The sequence below is a fragment of the Adlercreutzia equolifaciens DSM 19450 genome (genome assembly GCF_000478885.1).
Lineage (GTDB): Bacteria > Actinomycetota > Coriobacteriia > Coriobacteriales > Eggerthellaceae > Adlercreutzia > Adlercreutzia equolifaciens.
In genome coordinates, this window is record NC_022567.1 from 2,508,553 (window position 1) to 2,526,439 (window position 17,887).

Annotated in this window: 13 protein-coding genes; 2 read left to right on the plus strand and 11 right to left on the minus strand. The window is 66.5% G+C overall.

What is annotated here, in order from left to right; translation table 11 throughout:
• Nucleotides 1–99 precede the first annotated feature (99 nt).
• Nucleotides 100–294: a DUF6724 family protein gene (locus AEQU_RS10140; RefSeq protein ID WP_022741115.1), complete on the minus strand. Its 195-nt coding sequence runs from the start codon at nt 292–294 to the stop codon at nt 100–102.
• 98 nt (nt 295–392) lie between these two features.
• Entirely contained in the window at nt 393–2,810 is a 2,418-nt protein-coding gene (locus tag AEQU_RS10145) for a bifunctional serine/threonine protein kinase/MFS transporter (RefSeq protein ID WP_022741118.1), read from the minus strand.
• Between the two features lie 416 nt (nt 2,811–3,226).
• On the opposite strand from AEQU_RS10145, the gene AEQU_RS10150 reads away from it, so the two are divergent.
• Nucleotides 3,227–4,063 carry a deoxyribonuclease IV gene (locus tag AEQU_RS10150; RefSeq protein WP_022741120.1) on the plus strand — a complete coding sequence of 279 codons (837 nt, stop codon included), beginning with the start codon at nt 3,227–3,229 and terminating at the stop codon, nt 4,061–4,063.
• Nucleotides 4,064–4,189: 126 nt separating this feature from the next.
• Here the strand turns inward: AEQU_RS10150 and AEQU_RS10155 are convergent, their stop codons facing one another.
• From AEQU_RS10155 to AEQU_RS13070, 8 genes are all read right to left on the minus strand, one after another.
• Entirely contained in the window at nt 4,190–4,996 is an 807-nt protein-coding gene (locus AEQU_RS10155) for a hypothetical protein (RefSeq protein ID WP_041714700.1), read from the minus strand.
• A 137-nt stretch (nt 4,997–5,133) separates the two neighbouring features.
• Entirely contained in the window at nt 5,134–6,600 is a 1,467-nt protein-coding gene (locus AEQU_RS10160; RefSeq protein WP_022741132.1) for a GAF domain-containing sensor histidine kinase, read from the minus strand.
• Nucleotides 6,601–6,669: 69 nt separating this feature from the next.
• Nucleotides 6,670–7,530 carry a sulfite exporter TauE/SafE family protein gene (locus tag AEQU_RS10165; protein WP_041715521.1) on the minus strand — a complete coding sequence of 287 codons (861 nt, stop codon included), beginning with the start codon at nt 7,528–7,530 and terminating at the stop codon, nt 6,670–6,672.
• Nucleotides 7,531–7,543: 13 nt separating this feature from the next.
• Complete coding sequence (locus AEQU_RS10170; protein WP_022741140.1) at nt 7,544–8,989, minus strand: glycosyltransferase; 1,446 nt, start codon at nt 8,987–8,989, stop codon at nt 7,544–7,546.
• 158 nt (nt 8,990–9,147) lie between these two features.
• Complete coding sequence (gene rsgA / locus AEQU_RS10175) at nt 9,148–10,161, minus strand: ribosome small subunit-dependent GTPase A (RefSeq protein WP_022741143.1); 1,014 nt, start codon at nt 10,159–10,161, stop codon at nt 9,148–9,150.
• Nucleotides 10,161–11,018: a hypothetical protein gene (locus AEQU_RS12010; RefSeq protein WP_022741146.1), complete on the minus strand. Its 858-nt coding sequence runs from the start codon at nt 11,016–11,018 to the stop codon at nt 10,161–10,163. Before AEQU_RS12010 ends, rsgA begins: the two co-directional genes overlap by 1 nt.
• On the minus strand, nt 11,015–12,535 hold the full coding sequence (locus AEQU_RS10190; protein WP_022741149.1) for a TrkH family potassium uptake protein: 1,521 nt from the start codon (nt 12,533–12,535) through the stop codon (nt 11,015–11,017). Before AEQU_RS10190 ends, AEQU_RS12010 begins: the two co-directional genes overlap by 4 nt.
• Before the next feature lie 11 nt (nt 12,536–12,546).
• A complete protein-coding gene (locus AEQU_RS13070; protein ID WP_270357011.1) occupies nt 12,547–12,678 on the minus strand; it encodes a hypothetical protein in 132 nt (43 codons plus the stop codon).
• 380 nt (nt 12,679–13,058) lie between these two features.
• Here AEQU_RS13070 and murB point away from each other — a divergent pair, with 380 nt between their 5' ends.
• Nucleotides 13,059–13,979, plus strand: coding sequence for a UDP-N-acetylmuramate dehydrogenase (gene murB, locus AEQU_RS10195; RefSeq protein ID WP_022741151.1), 921 nt, complete (start codon nt 13,059–13,061; stop codon nt 13,977–13,979).
• Here murB and AEQU_RS10200 read toward each other — a convergent pair whose 3' ends face one another.
• Nucleotides 13,980–17,822 carry a phosphoribosylformylglycinamidine synthase gene (locus AEQU_RS10200; RefSeq protein WP_022741154.1) on the minus strand — a complete coding sequence of 1,281 codons (3,843 nt, stop codon included), beginning with the start codon at nt 17,820–17,822 and terminating at the stop codon, nt 13,980–13,982. It lies immediately after the preceding gene.
• Nucleotides 17,823–17,887: the final 65 nt, after the last annotated feature.

Consider the following 17,887-nt stretch of genomic DNA (forward strand, 5'->3'; position numbering starts at 1 on the left):
GTATAGCACCGCCCGCTGACGCGGGCGGGAAGTCTTCGGGTGCGGCGGGCGCAGGCGGGCAGAAGTCAGGCTGAGGGTTTTCGCGCGGCCGGGGCGAAGCTATTCGCTTTCGTCCTCGTCGTCATCGAACAGCGACCAGTCGTCCTCGGTCTTCTCGTGGTTCTTGAACTGCTTGCGCGTCTTGCGCTCCAGAATGAAGCACACGATGATGCTGATCACAAGACCGCCACCGACCAGAATGCCGATGCCGGGCATGGTCTCGAACAGAAAATGGTACAGCTCTTCGATGTTCATAGGTCGCTATCTCGCCTTCTTCGCCTACGCCGCTCGCGCCGCGGCAGGTGGGTTCGTCATTGGTGCTGTCAGTATACTATGACCTGCAGGGAAGTGGTCTACTTCTCTTCTTCCACATACCATTCTTCTTCGGCCCAGCGGGCGCGATCGGGAATGCTCATAACCGCGGCCAAGATGCCGAGAACGCCGGGCACCAGCGCTCCGAGCAGCGCCGCCGGAGCGGGCAGCCACGAGCCGCCGAAGGAAGCGAGATAGGCCGCCGCGCACGCACCGAGCATGAGCACCGCGGCCGCCACCACCGAACCGGCGATGTCGAAGGCACGGGTGCCGCGCACGCACAAGAGGCTGTAAAGGCCCGCAGCGGCGATCCAGCTTGCGCCCACGACCCAGGTGGCCGGCTGCGACGCCACCGCCAGGCACCCTGCCGCCGGGTTGCTCGAGAAGCCGAGGTGCATGACCGCGTCCCAGTTCGTGATGTCGACCGAGCCGCAGCCGGCCATGATGAGGGCGCTCGCGAAGGCGAAGGCCGCCGTGATGACCGATTGCAGCACCGGCAGCAGCACGCCGCACGTCACCGGCGAGGCCGCCGCGAAACCCACGGAGCCGAACAGCGGCTGCATGAGCGCCGAGACCGTCTGGGCGGTGCCGCGGCGCCCGACAAAGTACCACCACGCGCCCGTAGCCGCGGTGAGCAGCACCGCCGGCACCCAGGCGCCCGCGCCGGCAAGCCCCACCACAAAGGCCCCGTAGCCAAACAGGACACCGATGGAAGGCCTGATGGCAGTCACTAAAGCACATACGGCGATCACCACCCCGTAGGCAATGGGGGCGTCGGTGGCGAGTCCCATGGCAGAACCCGGAGTAAGGTGCAGGTTCGCCATGCCCGCCGCCGCCAGCAACGCCACAGCCGCAGCGGCCACGATGCGCCCCACAATGGCGGCGCCGCGCAGCCCCAGGCGGTCGACGAGCGGGGGCAGCGGCTCCCAAACGCGCTCCGGCTCCTCGGCAGCCGGCTCTTCCATCTTCCCATTCACGATGTCGGCGAGCACCCGCTTGCCCTTCTTGGCGTTGCCCAGATAGGGCGAAAGCGCGGCCGCAAAGGCGGCGACATCCTCGTAGCGCTCGTCCATGTCGGGGTCGAGAGCGGCGAACATGACCTCGTCGGCCTCGGCGTCCAGCTCGTCCCAGCACAGCGACGGCAGCACGAGCTCCGCCTCTTCGATGGCCTCCTCCGCCGCGTCCAGATCATCGGCGAAAAACGGGTTCGAGCCGGTGAGCATCTCGTAGGTGAGGCTCGCCAGGGCCCACTCGTCGGTGCGTACATCGAGCGGCTCCTGGCGCATCTGCTCCAAAGGCATGTAGCCGATGGTGCCACCGCCCGTGGTGCCCGATCCCGTGGCGTCCATGAGGGCGGCCAGGCCGAAATCGGCCACCTTGGCCTGGCCCTTGCCGTTCACGATGACGTTTTCCGGCTTGATATCCAGATGCAGGGTGTGCTCGCCGTGGGCCACCTCCAGGGCATGGGAGACGGCCGAAAACACGGCGGCCACCACATCCAGCGTGATATCGTCGTCCACCTCGTCGATGATTTGCGCGAGCGTCTTTCCCTCGACGTATTCCATGATCACGTAGGCGCTGCTGCCCTCCACGGCGCAGTCGTACACGGTGACGATATTCGTATCGGACAGCTTCGCGACGGAGCGAGCCTCTTCCAGGCCGGGGATGTGCTCGAACAGATCCAGCTCGTCTTCGGCATCGGACTCGGGCTCTTCAGCGATGACCCGCGAGGCACGCACGCCGCGCAGATGGCGCACGTCCACCGATTCCGCGTCGGCGGTCGCGTCAGTGGCATCGGGTGCCTCTTCTACCACGGTCTGGGGTTCGTAGGGCACCTCGGGAGCGTGGCGCGTCTTGCGGCTCACCCGACCCGTGAGGCGCGCCGGCCCGCGCCGCCGACCGGCAAAGTCGGTCGTGGAGGCGTTCCAGGGAATGAGGGAGTCCTCCCACTCCCCTTCGCCTTCCACGTCTTCTTCGGCGGCGGCATCGTCCCACTCTTCCCAGGGCGGCACCTCCTCGGAGGCGACACGCCGTGAAGCAGCCGCCGTCGCGGATCGGCGCCGACGGCGCTCGTCGCGGGCCGCCAGGAAATCGGGGTCGGCGGGGAAGGCATCCGCCGACGAGCTGCCAGCAGGATCGCCCGCAGCGGCGCCCGAGGCTGCACCAGTGCTCGAGGCTGCACCGGCGACCGAGACTGCGCCCGGACCCGCATTCCGGCCAGCGACCCCCGTCTCGGCGCCCGATGCCCCCGCCTCTACCTCTTCCAAATCCGCCGCCATGCGCGCCTCCAAGGCCTCGAGGCGAGCAGCGGCCAGCTCGTCCTCGGAAAGCTCGATGCACTTGATGGCCACATCGCGCTTGAGATGCGTGTCGAAAGCGTGCACCACCGTGCCATAGCCGCCAGAGCCGGCCTGGTCGATGACGCGGTAGCGGTCGAGTATGAGCGGGGATCGTGCCATAGGGGCAAAACCTCTCTTGGGTACGTTTCAGGAGTGTTTTCGAGGTAGCGCAATTCTACCATTGCAGCACTCTCTGCGCGATGGCGGTTTCGCAGCAAGCATCTCCCCGTCAGATGTTCGGCTGCCACGACGGCGCCAAAGCGCCCGCGCAAAGCGCGCCCGCAAGGGCCGTCATGCTGGGGCCACTATGCAAGGGTCGCCATGCAAAGATTTCTCCACTTTTGGTCACAAAATCGAGTCCTGGGTTTTTCCACGCACCCAAATCACCCGATATTGCCCGAAACTCAACGAAATACTGAACAAATGCACGCATTGGGGATACCCGCCAACACCAGAGCTATGATTTTCTGGCTTACAAAACCCAGAACTCGATTTTGTGACCAAATTTCAAGAATTCTTTGTCGAAAGGACTCATCATGCTGACCATTGGTTGCCATCTCTCGAAGCGCCGCGGCTATCTGGAGATGGCCAAAGAGGCGGCGTCCATCAACGCGAACACCTTCCAGTACTTCACCCGCAGCCCCCGCGGCAGCGAGCAGGCGGCCCTCGACGAGAAGGACGTCGCCGCCTACCTCGCCTTCGCGAAGGAGCACGGCATCCACGACGCGCTGGCCTACGCCCCCTACGATGCCGACCCGGCCACGGACAAGATGAACGAGCGCGACTTCGCCCTCATGGTGTACTCGGAAGATCTCGCGCGCCTGGCCGAGGTGGACGGCTCGCTGTACCTCATCCGCCCAGGCAGCCGCCTTGACATCAGCGTGGAAGAGGGGCTGGCCGACGTGGCCGACGCCCTGAACAAGATCATCACGCCGTCCATGAAGACCTGCGTGCTGCTGGACACCATGGCCGGCGAGGGCACCCAGGTGGGCACGAGCTTCGAGCAGCTAGCCGCGATCATCGCCAAGGTAGACCATCCGGAACACGTGGGCGTGTGCTTCGACTGCGCCGGCGTGTGGGCCGAAGGCTACGACATCGTAGGCGACCTCGACGGCGTGCTGGAGGAGTTCGACCGCACCATCGGCCTGGACAAGCTGAAGGCCGTGCACTTGAACGACGCCACCCACGAGCGCGGCAGCCACGTGGATCGCCACGCGCGCATCGGCGAGGGAAAGATCGGCTTCGACGCGCTGGCGGCCCTCGTGAACCATCCGAAATTGGCCGGCGTGCCGTTCTATCTGGAGGAGCCCGACTCGACGCTCGTCATTTACGAGCGCGACGTCGCGCGGTTCCAGGAAGCCTACAAGGGGTAGAAAGCCCCAGCGCATCAGCCGTATCGCAAGAAGGCCCGCGCCAAGAGCATCCTCGGCGCGGGCCTTTTCAGGCTGGAAGGGACATTGCGCAACGGGAAACCCCCGACGCGCGTGGCGGAAAGGCCCCTAGCGCGCGTGGCGGGCGCGGGCACCGGAAGGCGCGCCGTAAGCGGGCTGCACCGGGGCGAAGCCCTGGGCCTGGGCGGGAACGCCCGCAGCAGGACGGGCGGCTGCGGCGGGGTGCGCAGGAGCAGCGGCGCGGGCCGGCGCCGCTCCGAAAGAGCGCTGGGCCGCAGCGGCCTCCTGGGCTCGGCGAGCCTGGCGAGCCTCCAACTCGGCGGCCGCGCGAGCGGCAAAGGCGCGCTCCGCCTCGCGACGAGCCTTGCGCGACATCTTGCGATCGGGCACCACGATGGACTGCTGCACCGCCGGTGCGCCCTGCACCCAGGCGTCCACCTCCGACTGCGCCGGCATCGGAATGCTGCTGGGCGTCCACCCGCTGCCAGCCGGGGCGGGGCGCGACCCACGTCCTCGGGGCACCGCGCCCGCAGGGGCGCCCGCGGAAGCCGGCACGGACCCCCGCGGGGGCACGGCCGTGCCGCCCGATGCCCCCATCGGCACCGGAGCTCCCGCACCACGTGCGGACATGGGCGCACCAGCAGGAGCGGCCGGGGCAGCAGCGACGAGCGCCGGGGCGGGAGCGGGCGCTGCCGCCCTCCCCCGGTTTCCGTAGCTGCGGGCCGCGTTGGCGCGGCGCCCGATGACCATCTGCAGTTCGGCCACCTTGCGACGCTCGGTTTCCAGACCGTCGGCCATGCCGCGCATACGACGGTCGAGAGTCGTGATCCACAAGCAAAGGGCGAGCACGGCCACCGCCAGCACACCGAGGCCTACAGCCACCAGGCCGAACGGCGAAGATAGAAACTCGAACACGGGCGCGCCCTTCCCCAGAAGACGAATAGTTGATGACTGGGATGATAAACGACCGCGCCCCTATTGTCGATACGAAAATAGGCGATTTACCTGCTGGGATCGGCCTGGGATCACCCGAGATCACCCGAGATCGGGCTTTATTCCGATACCTGAGCCACAAGCTCAGTCAGCTCGGCCATGGTGGCGTTGTTGCGCGCCGCCTTCTCCGCGCTTTCCGCCGCTTCCCCGGCCACCTCGTCCAATGACGCTGCGAGCGCCTCCGCCGATGCCGCCGCAGACGCCGGCGCCTTGGCGCAGCCGGGGCAGCGCAGCGTCACCTGGGTGCCCTCCCCCAGCACGCTCGTGTACACCATCTGCGCATCGGGGCCGAAGAAACCGATCATGCGGTCGTGCACGTTCTTCACGGCAATGCCGAGACCGGTGGACGACTCCACCTGCGTGATGTTCGCGCAAGTCTCCTCAGTCATGCCCACGCCGTCATCGCTCACCACGATGACCACGTCGTCGCCATCGGCGTCGGCCCTCACCGTAATGGTGAGCTTGCCCTCCGAGGGCATGGCGTGCTTGATGGCGTTCTCCACGAGCGGCTGCACCAGAAATGGCGGCACCATCATGTCCAGCAGCGCGGGGCTCGCGTTCACCTCGAAGGCAAGGCGCGCATCGCCGAAGCGGGCCAGCTCGAAGTTGAAGTAGCGCTGCACCTGGTCAAGCTCGCGAGCCAGCGAGATGCGCTCGGTGGAGTCCTCCAGGGTGCGCCGATAGAACACGGCGAATTCCCGCAGAAGCGTGCGGGCCTTCATGGGATCGGTGCGGATAAACGAGGCGATGGTGTTGATGGTGTTGAACAGGAAGTGGGGGTTGATCTGCGTCTGCAGCATCTTCAGCTCCATGGAGGCGGCCAACTTGCGCTGAGTCTCCATTTCCACGGCGGCCATCTGGGTGGCGAGCAGCTGGGCGAAACCGTGGGCGATAGAGCGCTGGGTCTCGGTGATTTTGCGCGGGTCACGGTAGTAGAACTTGAGCGTCCCCTCCACCCGACCGCCGACGAACAGGGGCTCCACGATGGCAGCCTTGATACGGTTCTGCTCGATAGGCGCCGGCAGCCCAATCTCCTCGGGCGTCAGCAGCACGAGCGTCTTCCCCCGGCGAATGCACTCGTGGGTGGCGCTCGTGCGGATGGCGATGCCCGCCGGGTTGTGGGCCTCCTGGTAGCCGGCATAGCCGAGCACGCTCTCGCAGTTGGTGAGGGCGACCGCGATGGCCGAGGTGTTCGGAAGCAGAAGCTCGCACACCTCTTGGGAGGCCTCCTCGGTGAGCCCGTCGCCCATAGCGTCGATCATGGACGAGGCCAGTTGCAGCATGGCATCGGATTGCAGGGCGCGCACGGAATCCGGATCCATCATGAGCCGGATGACCATGACGATAGAAACGGTGAACACGGCGCCGGCCGCTATGAGCACGGGCACGGGGAACTCCGGCTGCGAGAACGTCCACACGAGCGTGATGCCCGCCAGGGCGGCAATGGTGGCCGCGAGCATTTCCTGGTTGAACTTGGGCACCCCGATGCCCCGCGTGGACACCGTACCCGATTCGCGCTTCGCCATAATCGTACCCCCTGATCGCCGCCATAATTGACGCCAGTATAACAAACTTAGGAACGCCAGGGAAACGACCTAGCCCCAAACCCCTAGCTGGTTCACGACGAGCAGGACGGCGGCCACCACGAGGAAGCCGGCAAACAGGAAGCGCAGCTGGCGCTCGGGCACCTTCGGGATGAGCTTCGCACCCAGGGTTGCTCCGGGGATGGAGCCGCAGGCCACGGCGATGCCGGCGATCCAGTTGATGTTGCCGAGCAGCGCTTGGGTCACCGTGCCCGGCACGGCGAGGATCATGACGGCGATAAGCGACGTGCCCGAGGTGAGCTTCATGGGAACATGCAGGATGGACATCATAAGCGGCACCATGATAAAACCGCCGCCCACGCCCACGTAACCCGAGGCGAGACCGGCGAAAAGTCCGATAGCAGCCCCGATGCCCGCCTCGCGCCAACCGATCGTCGGGGCCTCCGCATGCGCTCGTTCGATGGCGGCGGCACGATCCTCGGCAGCAGCTTCCTTTGCCGCCGCATCCGCGGCACCGGCCCCAGCGCCCCGAGGTACCTTCGGAGCCTTCAGCGCTTTGCGGAACATCGTAACGGAAGAGTAGGCGATGATGAGCGCCGCCGCTCCCATGACGGCCCAGTCCGGCGAGAGAGTGGCGAGCCACACCCCTAAAGGCGACAGGCAGGCGCCCCCGAGGCCCGCGGCCACGCCGAGCTTCGGCAGGCACGTCTTGTTGCGAATATGGGAAATCGCGCCCGAAACCGACGTCGGGATAATCGTGAACAGCGAGGTGGCCGTGCACATGAGCGAGTCCATGGCATAGCCGAGCTTGAACGCCGGCACGAGCAGCATGCCGCCGCCGATGCCGAGCAGTCCTGCCAAAACGCCGACCGCAAGACCGACGACCAGTGACACGAGGAACAGCGGAACCATCGCCTCCACGGTGCTAGTCCTCCATATCCAGACGGATCTGGGTGGTCATGCCGGCGTCGATGTTCGTGCGCGGCACGGGCCGGGGCGCCGGAACGCTCGCGGGGGCCGGGGCGCTCGCGCGGGCCGCGGCGGCCGCAGGAGTCACACCAGCAGCCTCGCCTGCGACGACCTCCGCCGCGACGTCCGCAGCAGCCGGGGCGCCCGTCGGGACGTCCGCAGCCGCCGCAGCCGCCGGGGTCGGGGCCGCGGCCGCCACATCCTGGGCGCGCAGCATGGCCGAGCGCACCAGCGCCTCGGAGAGCAGCTGGTCGCTTTCCAAACGATTCATGGCCTCGGGCCAGACGTACTGGAACTCGAAGTATTTCGCGCAGTTGGCCTCGGCGTAGGCCGAAGCCGCACCCGTGGCGGCCTTGGCGGCCAAGCGGTAGGCCTTCTTGTCGGGGCGTCCGAAGCTGCGCATCCATGCCGTGAGCCGAATGCGGCGCAGAAGACCCGGCTCCAAAAACGGCCCCGGGTAGGGCTCGAGCGAGGCCGGCTTCACCTGCTGAAGGTCGATGAGCGCTCGGGAGTATTCCAGCTTGCGGTACTCGTAGAGCCACCGGAAGATGTCCTGGCGGAAACGCGTGCCCTCGCTTGCGGTGCGCGGGGGCAGGTGACGCAGCACCCACTGGTTGTCGAACCAGATATCCGAGCCGTACATGCGCAGATCGAGCATGTAGTCCAAGTCCTCGCCGCGGGTGATCCACGGGTCGAAGGCGAGGCGCCGGAACGCCTCCTTGTGGACGGCCAAGCAGCCGCCGCACACATGGTTCGAGCGCGACAGGCGCGGGCCGCGCATGGCCTTGGTGATCCACTCGTTGAAAGCGCGGCCCTGCTGCCAGAAGCGGTTGTACCACTTGTCCTCCCATTTCGAGAGGTAGGAGTCCTGGTCGTTCAAATAGTACCCCGTCTTCGCCACGATGGGCACGCCCTGGCGCGTGAGCTTCCCGAGGCCGTACATGGCCTTCTCTAGGAATTTCGGATCGTCGATCACCTCGTCATCGTCCAAAAACACCACGGCATCGAAGCCGAGCACGTTGGCCACGAGCAACCCCAAGTTCCGGATGGCGCCGTAACCTTGCAGGCCGATTTCCTTGGAAAGGCGTTCGATGTTCTGCTGGGCCATGCGCTGCTCGATAAGCGCCAGCTCCGCCGCGCCGATGACGAGCGTGGTCACGTCCGAGTGGCGGTTGGCGATGGCCTGCACCTTCTCGGCCGCCTGCACTTCCAACGACACGTCGGCGGACACGAGGATGACCACGAGTCTCAGGCCCTCCACCTTCGCCAGCGACTCCAGGCAACGGCCGAGCTCCCCTTCTTGGTTGGGGGCGGTAGGGTGGTCGTAGGTGCTCACCACATCGGCCCCTCCGCGATGGCGGCGAGGGTAGATGAACGTGGGAATGACGACGACGGGATTCATGGAGGTCCTTTCGAGTTCAGTCGAAGAGTGTCACATCATTTTAGCGCGTCTGCATCCGACGGCAATCTCGGTAGGCAAAATGTCATGAATGGAACGAGTCTGCATCCTCATCGACATTCTGCGCTTACACGGGGCGTTGTCACGATGGCGCCTTGCTATCACCGCCGACGCTTGCCCTTGGGCGCACCTGCGCGGCGCCGCTTGGTGTCGCTCACCTTTTCCTTGTTCATACGGCGCGCCTCTTCGCGACGGTCGCGCATGGCGGCCATCTCCTGCTGAAGGGCCTGGTAGGACCCGTAGCGCTCCGGCGTCAGCTCGCCGGATTCCACGGCCGCGCGCACCGCGCAGCCGGGCTCCCCGTGGTGAGTGCAGTCGCGGAAGCGGCACTGCGCGGCCAGCGCCTCCACATCGGGGAAGGCGGCGCCGATGCCCTCTTCGGCGTCCCACAGCCCCAAGCCCCGCACGCCCGGCATGTCCACGATGCGACCGGCACCGGGCACCTCCACAATCTCGCGGCTCACCGTGGTGTGGCGGCCCTTGCCATCCCCCTCGCGAACCGCACCGACGCTTAAAACCTCGGCGCCCACCAGCATGTTCACCAGACTGGACTTCCCCACCCCCGAGCGCCCGATGAGCACCGTGGTGGTGCCCGGCGCCAGAAGCGCGCGCACGGCCTCCACCGATGCCGGGTCGTCCTCGGACACGACGAGCACGTCGGCCGCCGAGGCGGCCAGGGCCCGCACAGCCTCCACCGTGGCCCGGGTGGCGGCGTCATCGGCCAGGTCGGCCTTGGTGAGCACGACGGTCACCTCGGCCCCCGTCTCGAAGGCCAGTACCAGCTCGCGCTCGAGGCGCCGCAGGTTCACCTCGCCCACGGGTTGGGCCACAATCACGCGCTCGAAGTTGGCGGCGAGCACCTGGGGCACGGCGCGCTCGGTGGGATCCTTGCGCACGAACTCGCGGGTGCGCGGCGCTATGGCCTCGATGACGCCCTTGTCGTGAGCCGGGGGCACCGCCACTTCCACAACATCCCCGATAACGGCCCGTCGGCGCTCCCCCTTCACCAGGGCCGTCGCGTGCTCGCAGCGCAGAAGCTCGCCGTCTTCCAAACGCACGAGCGGGTACCCCCGGTCCAGCTTCACCACTTCGCCGCGATAGCGCGCCTCAGCCATCAGCGCTGCCCCTCCCTCATCTGGTGGAACACGATGAGCATGATGAAGCCGATGGCAACCAGCATAAGCCCCGGCAGAAACGCGCCGATGTCGAAGGGCTGTTCGGTAACCGAGCCTTTCTCGACGAAGGTGACCGTATCTGCGTGCAAGTCGGTCAAACCCTCGTGCTCCGGGCAGATCAGATGGAAGGTACCGCGCACCTGCAGCGTGGTGCCCTTGCGGCCGTAGGCGCCGTAGGTGTCGATGATCTCGGTGGACTCCGTATCCATGAACACGGGGATTTCGGAATGAACCCTATCGGAGCCCTGCAGGACGATCCAGCTGTAGCCGGGGTCGAACTCGGCGCGAATGCGATCGCCGATCACCTCGCCCGTCACCTGCACGGTCTGGTCGTTCAGGTAGGAGTCGGCCCCCTGCAAGGCGGAGATGGACGTATCGTAGATGAAGGAGCTATCAGGCTTCTGCTGGGGGTTCACGAGGTTGTCCTCGTTCACGTCCTCGCCGAAGACCGGGTCGGGAAGCTTCGGGCGCGCGGGCTTGTCGACGGCCTGGCCGTCCTCGCCATCGGCCCCGTTTTCGCCCTCGGTCGCGCCGCCGCTCGCTCCTTCGCCCTCGGCGCCTCCGCCTTGCACCGCGCCGCCGTCCGCGCCTTCGCTTCCAGCACCTTCGTTCCCAGCGTCTTCGCCGGCCTCTACGACGCCCGTGTCGTCCGTCGGCACATCCTCGTTGGTCACACCGCCATCAGAGGAAGCCGCCGCGTCGCCGTTGGCAGCCCCCGTCGCCCAAGCCACAGGACCCGGCGCGGCCAGAACCGCCGCGAGCGCGATCGCCAGAAGCGCGATACCCCGCCGCCTCATGAGCGCTCCTTCGGTCGAGGCCGCGGCACCAGGGAGGCCACCACTTCCACAATAAGGGCGAACAGCGTCATGAACTCCAAGCGGCCAGCCCACATCTGGAAGATGTAGAACAGCTCGAGGGTTCCCGCCATGCCGGGCCCCGCCACCGACGTGATGATGCCGCCGTTGGACGTCATGGCCACCGACTCGGAGATTGCGGGAATGGCCTCGAACCCGTGCGCAATGCCCACCAGCGCGCCGATAACGTAGGTGATCACGTACAGGATGAACACCGTCATGGCCTCTTTCACAATTTCCGGCGTCAAGGTGCGCCTGCCCACGTGATTGTAGGAAACGACGACGCGAGCCGAATCCGGTGCCAGCGTCTCCTTCACGTTCGACACGATGGACTTGAAGATGATGCCCATGCGCGAGAACTTGATGCCGCCGGCCGTGGAGCCGGAAGCGCCGCCAACGGCCATGATGAACGCCAGGGTGAGGAAGGCGCCGTTGCTGAAAGCGGTGGTGATCTGGTTGGTGGTGACCACCTGAAAGCCCGTCGTGGTGAACGCCGAGATGATCATGAACAGGCCGCGGCGCAAAAGCGCGAGCATGTCATCGAAGGGCGACAGGGCGAGCGTGGCCGTGAAGACGAAGGCCATGACCCCTATCCAAAGCACCATCGTCTTCGTCTCGATGTCGCGGAAAAACGGGAGCGGACGCCCCTTCCACACCTCGGCGTGAATGACGAAGCTGATAGAGCCCAAAATCATGAGCACCATGAGAATCGCCTCAAGGGGGAAGGAATGGTAGTACATGATGGAAAGCTGCATGGGCGTGAAACCGCCGGTCACGAACCCGGAGGTAGACACCCACAGCGCGTTCAGGAAGGCGCGGGTGGGCTCCATGCCCATGAACAGGCATAACGCCGTGATGATCACCGTGGCGACGGAGACGATGACCAGGGTGATGCGAGCAATGAACTGGGTGGTCTGCACCACGTTGGGCACCACGTGCTCGCTGCGGCCCTCCGACGAAAACAGCGATGCGCCGCCGCCGCGGCCGAAAAGCCCGAAGGACAACGCCACCACGATAAGGCCGAGACCGCCCAGAGCGTGCATAGCGAAGCGGAACATATTATCGGCGTAGGAGAGGTGATCCAAATCGACGATGAGCGAGGCGCCCGTGGTGGTCAGGCCGGAGACGCCGTCGAAGATGGCATCGAGGTAGGTCATGTAATGCCCCGAGAAGTACAAGGGGAACGAGGCGAACAGCGCGAGGACGACCCAGGCGAAACCGGTCACCGCCAGCGCCTGGCGGCGATCGAGGCGTCCGGGCTCGATGCGCAGAAAGCGCAGACTGCAGCCCGCGACCATGGTGATGCCGATTGCCGCGAGGTAGCGCGCCGCCGGCTCCCATTCCTGAAAGACCAGCGCCGTCGCCAAGGGAAGAGCCATGAGCGCGGCGAAGAACAACAGGAGCGTTCCCAGGTAGTGCCCGATAACGCGCAAGTCGTAGAGGGTGAATCGCTGCCACATAGTCGTTGCCCCTAACCGAGCACGATGCGCGTGAGCGCCATAAGCGCCCACAGGCCGATAATGAAGCAGACAATGAACAGCAGCACGAGCACGATGGCCGCCGCCGGCGAGGTGGGCTTAACCTCGGGAACCCTGCGCGCCATGGCCTAGCGCCCCGCTTTCGTGCGCGCGGAAGCATCCGCAAGGACGGACGCGGAAACGGCCGCAGTTACGAACGCGGGCGCGAGGCGCGAGCGGCGATGGGCGGGGACGTTTTGGTGATCGCGCGGATATGTCAGCGATTTCGTCATGGGCGTATTCTAGTACAATGAGCCATGCGGGTCACCAACGGTAACCCGATCGCTATGGCAAACGGAGAGGTTGCACCTCCCCGCGTGTCGGAGCCGCAGGGTATTCTGATTCGCTCAGACAGTCCTCGCTTTGTGAAACAGCCCACTGGGCTGTTTCAGTCGCTGCGGAACTCGCTCGGTCAGAACACCCTCCGTCTCCTCTAAGCCGTCACTCAGTTGAGGAGGAACAAACAGTGAGCGCCCCGAGCTTCGAGAAGAGCCTTCAGGATATCGTCGGTTCGCAGAATGTGCGGCCCAGCGAACCCCTGGCCGAGCATACGACATTTCGCATCGGGGGGCCGGCGCAATGGCTCGTGACGCCGCGCTCCGAAGACGAGGTGGCAGGCGTGGTGTCGACTTGCGAGGCGGCCGGGATTCCCTGGCGTGTGCTGGGACTCGGCTCCAATGTGCTCGCGCCCGACGAGGGACTTGACGGCGTGACGCTTCTGCTGGCGGACAACTTCGCCGCCGTGGAGGTGCTGCCCGGCGGCCTCGTGCGAGCAGCAGCCGGGGCCACGAACGCCGCCGTGGCCGCCGCAGCGCGGGATGCCGGGCTTGCGGGCTACGAGTTCGCCAGCGGCATTCCCGGCACCATCGGAGGCGCAGCCATCATGAACGCCGGCGCCTACGAGGGCCAGTTCTCGGACGTAGCCGTGGAAGTACGCTGCCTGGTGCCGAGCGAGGGGTCGTGGCGCGTCGCGAACGTGCCAGCGCCGGAAGCCGCGTGGGGCTATCGCCAAAGCCGCATGATGCGCGAGAGCTGGGTGGTGCTCGGGGCCACGCTGCAGCTGCGCGCTGACTCCCCTGCCGCCATTGCCGCGCGCATGGAAGAGCTGCGCGAGCGCCGCGAGAGCAAGCAACCGCTGGAGATGCCGAGCGCCGGCAGCACCTTCAAGCGCCCCGAGGGTCACTTCGCGGGGGCTCTCATCCAAGAGGCCGGCTGCCAGGGCCTTCGCGTCGGCGGCGCGCAAGTATCCACCAAGCACGCCGGCTTCGTCGTGAACACCGGCGACGCCACCGCCGCCGACGTGCTGGCCCTCATCGCCGAGGTGCAGCGCCGCGTCCACGAAACCACCGGCGTGCAGTTGGAGCCCGAAGTGAGGCTCTGGCAGTAACTACTTCGTGCGGAAGTAGTCGACGCCGCCTTCGAAGAGGGGCTGGTAGGTGTTGCCGAAGGCGTTCTTGTACAGGCCCGCGCCGGCGCGCTCCGTGTGACCCATCTTGCCGAGCACGCGGCCGTCGGGGCTCGTGATGCCCTCGATGGCGAGCACCGAGCCGTTGGGGTTCACCGCCAAGTCCATGGAAGGCTGCCCCGCGGCGTCCACGTACTGGGTGGCGACCTGCCCGTTTGCGATCATGGAGTCGAGCAGCGCGGGGGGCGCCACGAAGCGGCCCTCGCCGTGGCTGATGGCCACCGTGTGCATCTCCCCCACTTCCATGCGGCTCATCCAGGGAGACATCGTGCTGGCCACGCGCGTGCGCACGAGCGTGCTCTGGTGACGGCCGATGTTGTTGAAGGTGAGGGTGGCGCAGTCGGCATCCATCGGACGGATGTCGCCGAAGGGCACCAGGCCCAGCTTCACCAGGGCCTGGAAGCCGTTGCAGATACCGAGCATGAGGCCGTCGCGCGCCTGCAGAAGGTCGCGCACCGCCTCGGTCACTTCGGGCGCGCGGAAAAACGCCGTGATGAACTTCGCGGAACCGTCGGGCTCGTCGCCGCCGGAGAAGCCGCCGGGAATCATGACGATCTGGGACGCGCGGATGAGGCGCGCCAGCTCGGCGGTGGACTCGGCCACGGCCTCGGGCGTCAGATTGTTCACCACGTACACGGTGGGCACGGCACCGGCCCGCTCGAAAGCGGCGGCGGAGTCGTACTCGCAGTTGTTGCCGGGGAACACCGGGATGACCACGCGCGGGGCGCCGGAGGTGTCGCCCAGCAGCGCCGGGCCGTGGTAGGCCGGGGCCGCCTCCCCTTCGAAGCTGATGGCGGGCACCGTCTCGGCCGCTGCGCGCTCTTCCGGCGAGGTGCGGTACGGGAACACGCTTTCAAGCCCGCCTCCGCGCTCCCAGGCCTCCTGCACCACGGCGAGATCGGCCACCTGGCCGTCGCAGGTCAGCTCGTAAGCGCTGGTCACCTGACCGAGCGCCACCACGTCCACATTGGCATCGAGCCCGGCGTCTTCCAAGCGCGTGACGACGGACTGGGCATCCTCGCCGACGGCCAGCTCGATCACGAACGTGCCGTAGGCCGGCTCGAACAGCTGGCCCATGTCGATATCCTCGTCTACGGTGATACCCAGGCCGTTGCCCACAGCCGCCTTCACCAGCGTCTCGGCCAAGCCGCCGTAGGCGCCGCTCGCGCACGCCCGCACGATACCCGCACCGATGAGGTGCTCCACCGCGTCGAAGGTCGCGCAGACGCTCGACGCCAGCGCATCCTCGAAGGAAACCCAGATGAGGTTGTCGCCCGCCTCCTTCAGCTCCGGTGAGGTGATGCGGTCGATATTGCCGATAGCCGTCGCGAAGGACACGAGCGTCGGCGGCACGTCCAAATCCTCGAAGGAACCGGACATGGAGTCCTTGCCGCCGATGGCGCCCACCCCGAAATCGATCTGGGCCATGAGCGCGCCGAGCACCGCCGCCATGGGCTTGCCCCAGCGCTCCGGATCCTGGCGCAGCTTCTCGAAGTACTCTTGGAAGGTGAGGTACATGTTCGCCCGCTCGAAACCGGTAGCCACGAGCTTCGCCACGGAGTCGAGCACGGCCATGTAGGCGCCGGCGTAGGGATCGTAGGACGAAAGGTACGGGTTGAAGCCCCAGGACAGGCCCGAAACCGTGGTGGTCTTGCCGCCGAGCACCGGCAGCTTCGCCACCATGGCGAGTGCCGGGGTGAGCTGGCGAGCGCCGCCGAAAGGCATGAGCACCGTGGCCGCGCCGATAGTGGAGTCGAAGCGCTCCACGAGGCCCTTGTTCGAGGCGCGGTTGATGTCGCCCATGAGCGCCGCGAGGGACACCTCCAGCGAGTCGGCGTCGCACACGGCGTCCACCACGGGGTCGGTCAGCTCGCTTGTCGCCTCGAAGGCGCGGTCGCAGGCACTTTCGGCGAAGCTCTCGTCGGCCGGCGCGGGTACGGCCACCGCCGCATGCTTCGGCGCTCCGTTGCTCGCGAGGAACTCGCGGCTCACGTCCACGATAGTGTCGCCGCGCCAATGCATGCGCACCCGGGGCTCTTCCGTAACCACGGCCACCGGCGTGGCCTCCAGGTTCTCCTCGTGGGCGAGTGCGATGAAGGCATCCACGTCCTCGGGCGCCAGCGCTACGGCCATGCGCTCCTGCGACTCGGAAATGGCGAGCTCCGTGCCATCGAGCCCATCGTACTTCTTGGGCACGGCATCCAGGTTGATGTCCAGGCCGTCGGCCAATTCACCGATGGCCACGGACACGCCGCCGGCGCCGAAGTCGTTGCAGCGCTTGATCATGCGGCACGCGTCGCCGCGGCGGAACAGGCGCTGGATCTTGCGCTCCACGGGCGCGTTACCCTTCTGCACCTCGGCCCCGCAGCTTTCCAACGACTCCACGGAATGGGCCTTGGAAGAGCCCGTGGCGCCGCCGATGCCGTCGCGGCCCGTGCGGCCGCCGAGAAGCACCACCACATCGCCCGGCGCCGGGGTCTCGCGGCGCACATGGTCGGCCGGCGTGGCGCCCACTACCGCGCCGATTTCCATGCGCTTGGCGGCGTAGCCGGGGTGGTACAGCTCGTGCACCTGACCCGTGGCCAGGCCGATCTGGTTGCCGTAGGAGGAGTAGCCGGCCGCCGCCGTGGTCACGAGCTTGCGCTGAGGAAGCTTGCCGGGAATGGTGTCGGCCACGGGCACCGTGGGATCGGCCGCGCCTGTGACGCGCATGGCCTGGTACACGTAGGAGCGGCCCGAGAGAGGGTCGCGGATGGCGCCGCCCACGCAGGTGGCCGCGCCGCCGAAGGGCTCGATCTCGGTGGGATGATTGTGGGTCTCGTTCTTAAAGAGGTACAGCCAGTCCTGCTCCTCGCCATCGACATCTACCTTGCACTTGATGGTGCAGGCGTTGATCTCCTCGGACTCGTCGAGCCCGGTGAGAATGCCCTCTTTCTTCAGCCACTTCGCGCCGATGGTGCCCATATCCATGAGGCACACCGGCTTTTCGTCGCGCCCAAGCTCGCGACGCAGCTCCAAGTAGCGGTCGAAGGCGGCCTGCACGTTGGCGTCGGCGATTTCCACCTCATTCAGCACGGTGCCGAAGGTGGTGTGGCGGCAGTGATCGGACCAGTAGGTGTCGATCATCTTGATCTCGGTGATGGAGGGGTCGCGACCCTCCTCGGCGAAGTACGCGCGGCAGAACTGGATGTCGGCCAGATCCATGGCCAGGCCGCGCTCATCGATGAAACGGGCCAGCTCGTCATCGGCAAAGGTAGTGAAGCCCTCGATGACCTCCACGTCGGCCGGGCGCTCGAAGGCCATGGCCAGAGTGTCGCGCGTATCCAGCGAGGCCTCGCGGGCCTCCACCGGGTTGATGACGTAGCGCTTCACGGCCTCCACGTCGTCTTCAGTCAGATCGCCTTCCAGGTAGTACACCACCGCCGAGCGCACAGCGGGGCGCTCGCCCTGGCTGATGAGCTGGATGCACTCGCTCGCCGAATCGGCGCGCTGGTCGAACTGGCCGGGCAGAAACTCCACGGCGAACACCGCCGCGCCGTTGGCCTCGGGCAGCTCGAAGGTGGCGGTGTCGGATTGCGGCTCGGAGAACACCGTGGGCACGCAGGCGGCGAATAACTCGTCCGTCGCGCCTTCCACGTCGTAGCGGTTCACCAGGCGCACGCCGGTCAGCCCCGAAATGCCGACGATGTCGCGCAGCTCGGCTGCCAGGGCGCGGGCCTCGCCATCAAACCCGGGCTTCTTCTCAACATAGACGCGAGATACCATGGATGTGCCTCTCTCTTCAAGGGACGGGCGCTCGAACTTTTCTGTAGGGGCAGACCTTGGTCCGC

Excerpts from the sequence above, each read along its gene's own strand:
- AEQU_RS10145 (WP_022741118.1), bottom strand. The coding sequence starts at position 2,810 with ATGGCACGATCCCCGCTCATACTCGACCGCTACCGCGTCATCGACCAG.
- AEQU_RS10165 (WP_041715521.1), bottom strand. The coding sequence starts at position 7,530 with ATGGTTCCGCTGTTCCTCGTGTCACTGGTCGTCGGTCTTGCGGTCGGC.
- AEQU_RS10160 (WP_022741132.1), bottom strand. The coding sequence starts at position 6,600 with ATGGCGAAGCGCGAATCGGGTACGGTGTCCACGCGGGGCATCGGGGTG.
- rsgA (WP_022741143.1), bottom strand. The coding sequence starts at position 10,161 with ATGGCTGAGGCGCGCTATCGCGGCGAAGTGGTGAAGCTGGACCGGGGG.
- AEQU_RS10150 (WP_022741120.1), top strand. The coding sequence starts at position 3,227 with ATGCTGACCATTGGTTGCCATCTCTCGAAGCGCCGCGGCTATCTGGAG.
- AEQU_RS12010 (WP_022741146.1), bottom strand. The coding sequence starts at position 11,018 with ATGAGGCGGCGGGGTATCGCGCTTCTGGCGATCGCGCTCGCGGCGGTT.
- AEQU_RS10190 (WP_022741149.1), bottom strand. The coding sequence starts at position 12,535 with ATGTGGCAGCGATTCACCCTCTACGACTTGCGCGTTATCGGGCACTAC.
- AEQU_RS10140 (WP_022741115.1), bottom strand. The coding sequence starts at position 294 with ATGAACATCGAAGAGCTGTACCATTTTCTGTTCGAGACCATGCCCGGC.
- AEQU_RS10200 (WP_022741154.1), bottom strand. The coding sequence starts at position 17,822 with ATGGTATCTCGCGTCTATGTTGAGAAGAAGCCCGGGTTTGATGGCGAG.
- AEQU_RS10170 (WP_022741140.1), bottom strand. The coding sequence starts at position 8,989 with ATGAATCCCGTCGTCGTCATTCCCACGTTCATCTACCCTCGCCGCCAT.
- AEQU_RS13070 (WP_270357011.1), bottom strand. The coding sequence starts at position 12,678 with ATGGCGCGCAGGGTTCCCGAGGTTAAGCCCACCTCGCCGGCGGCGGCC.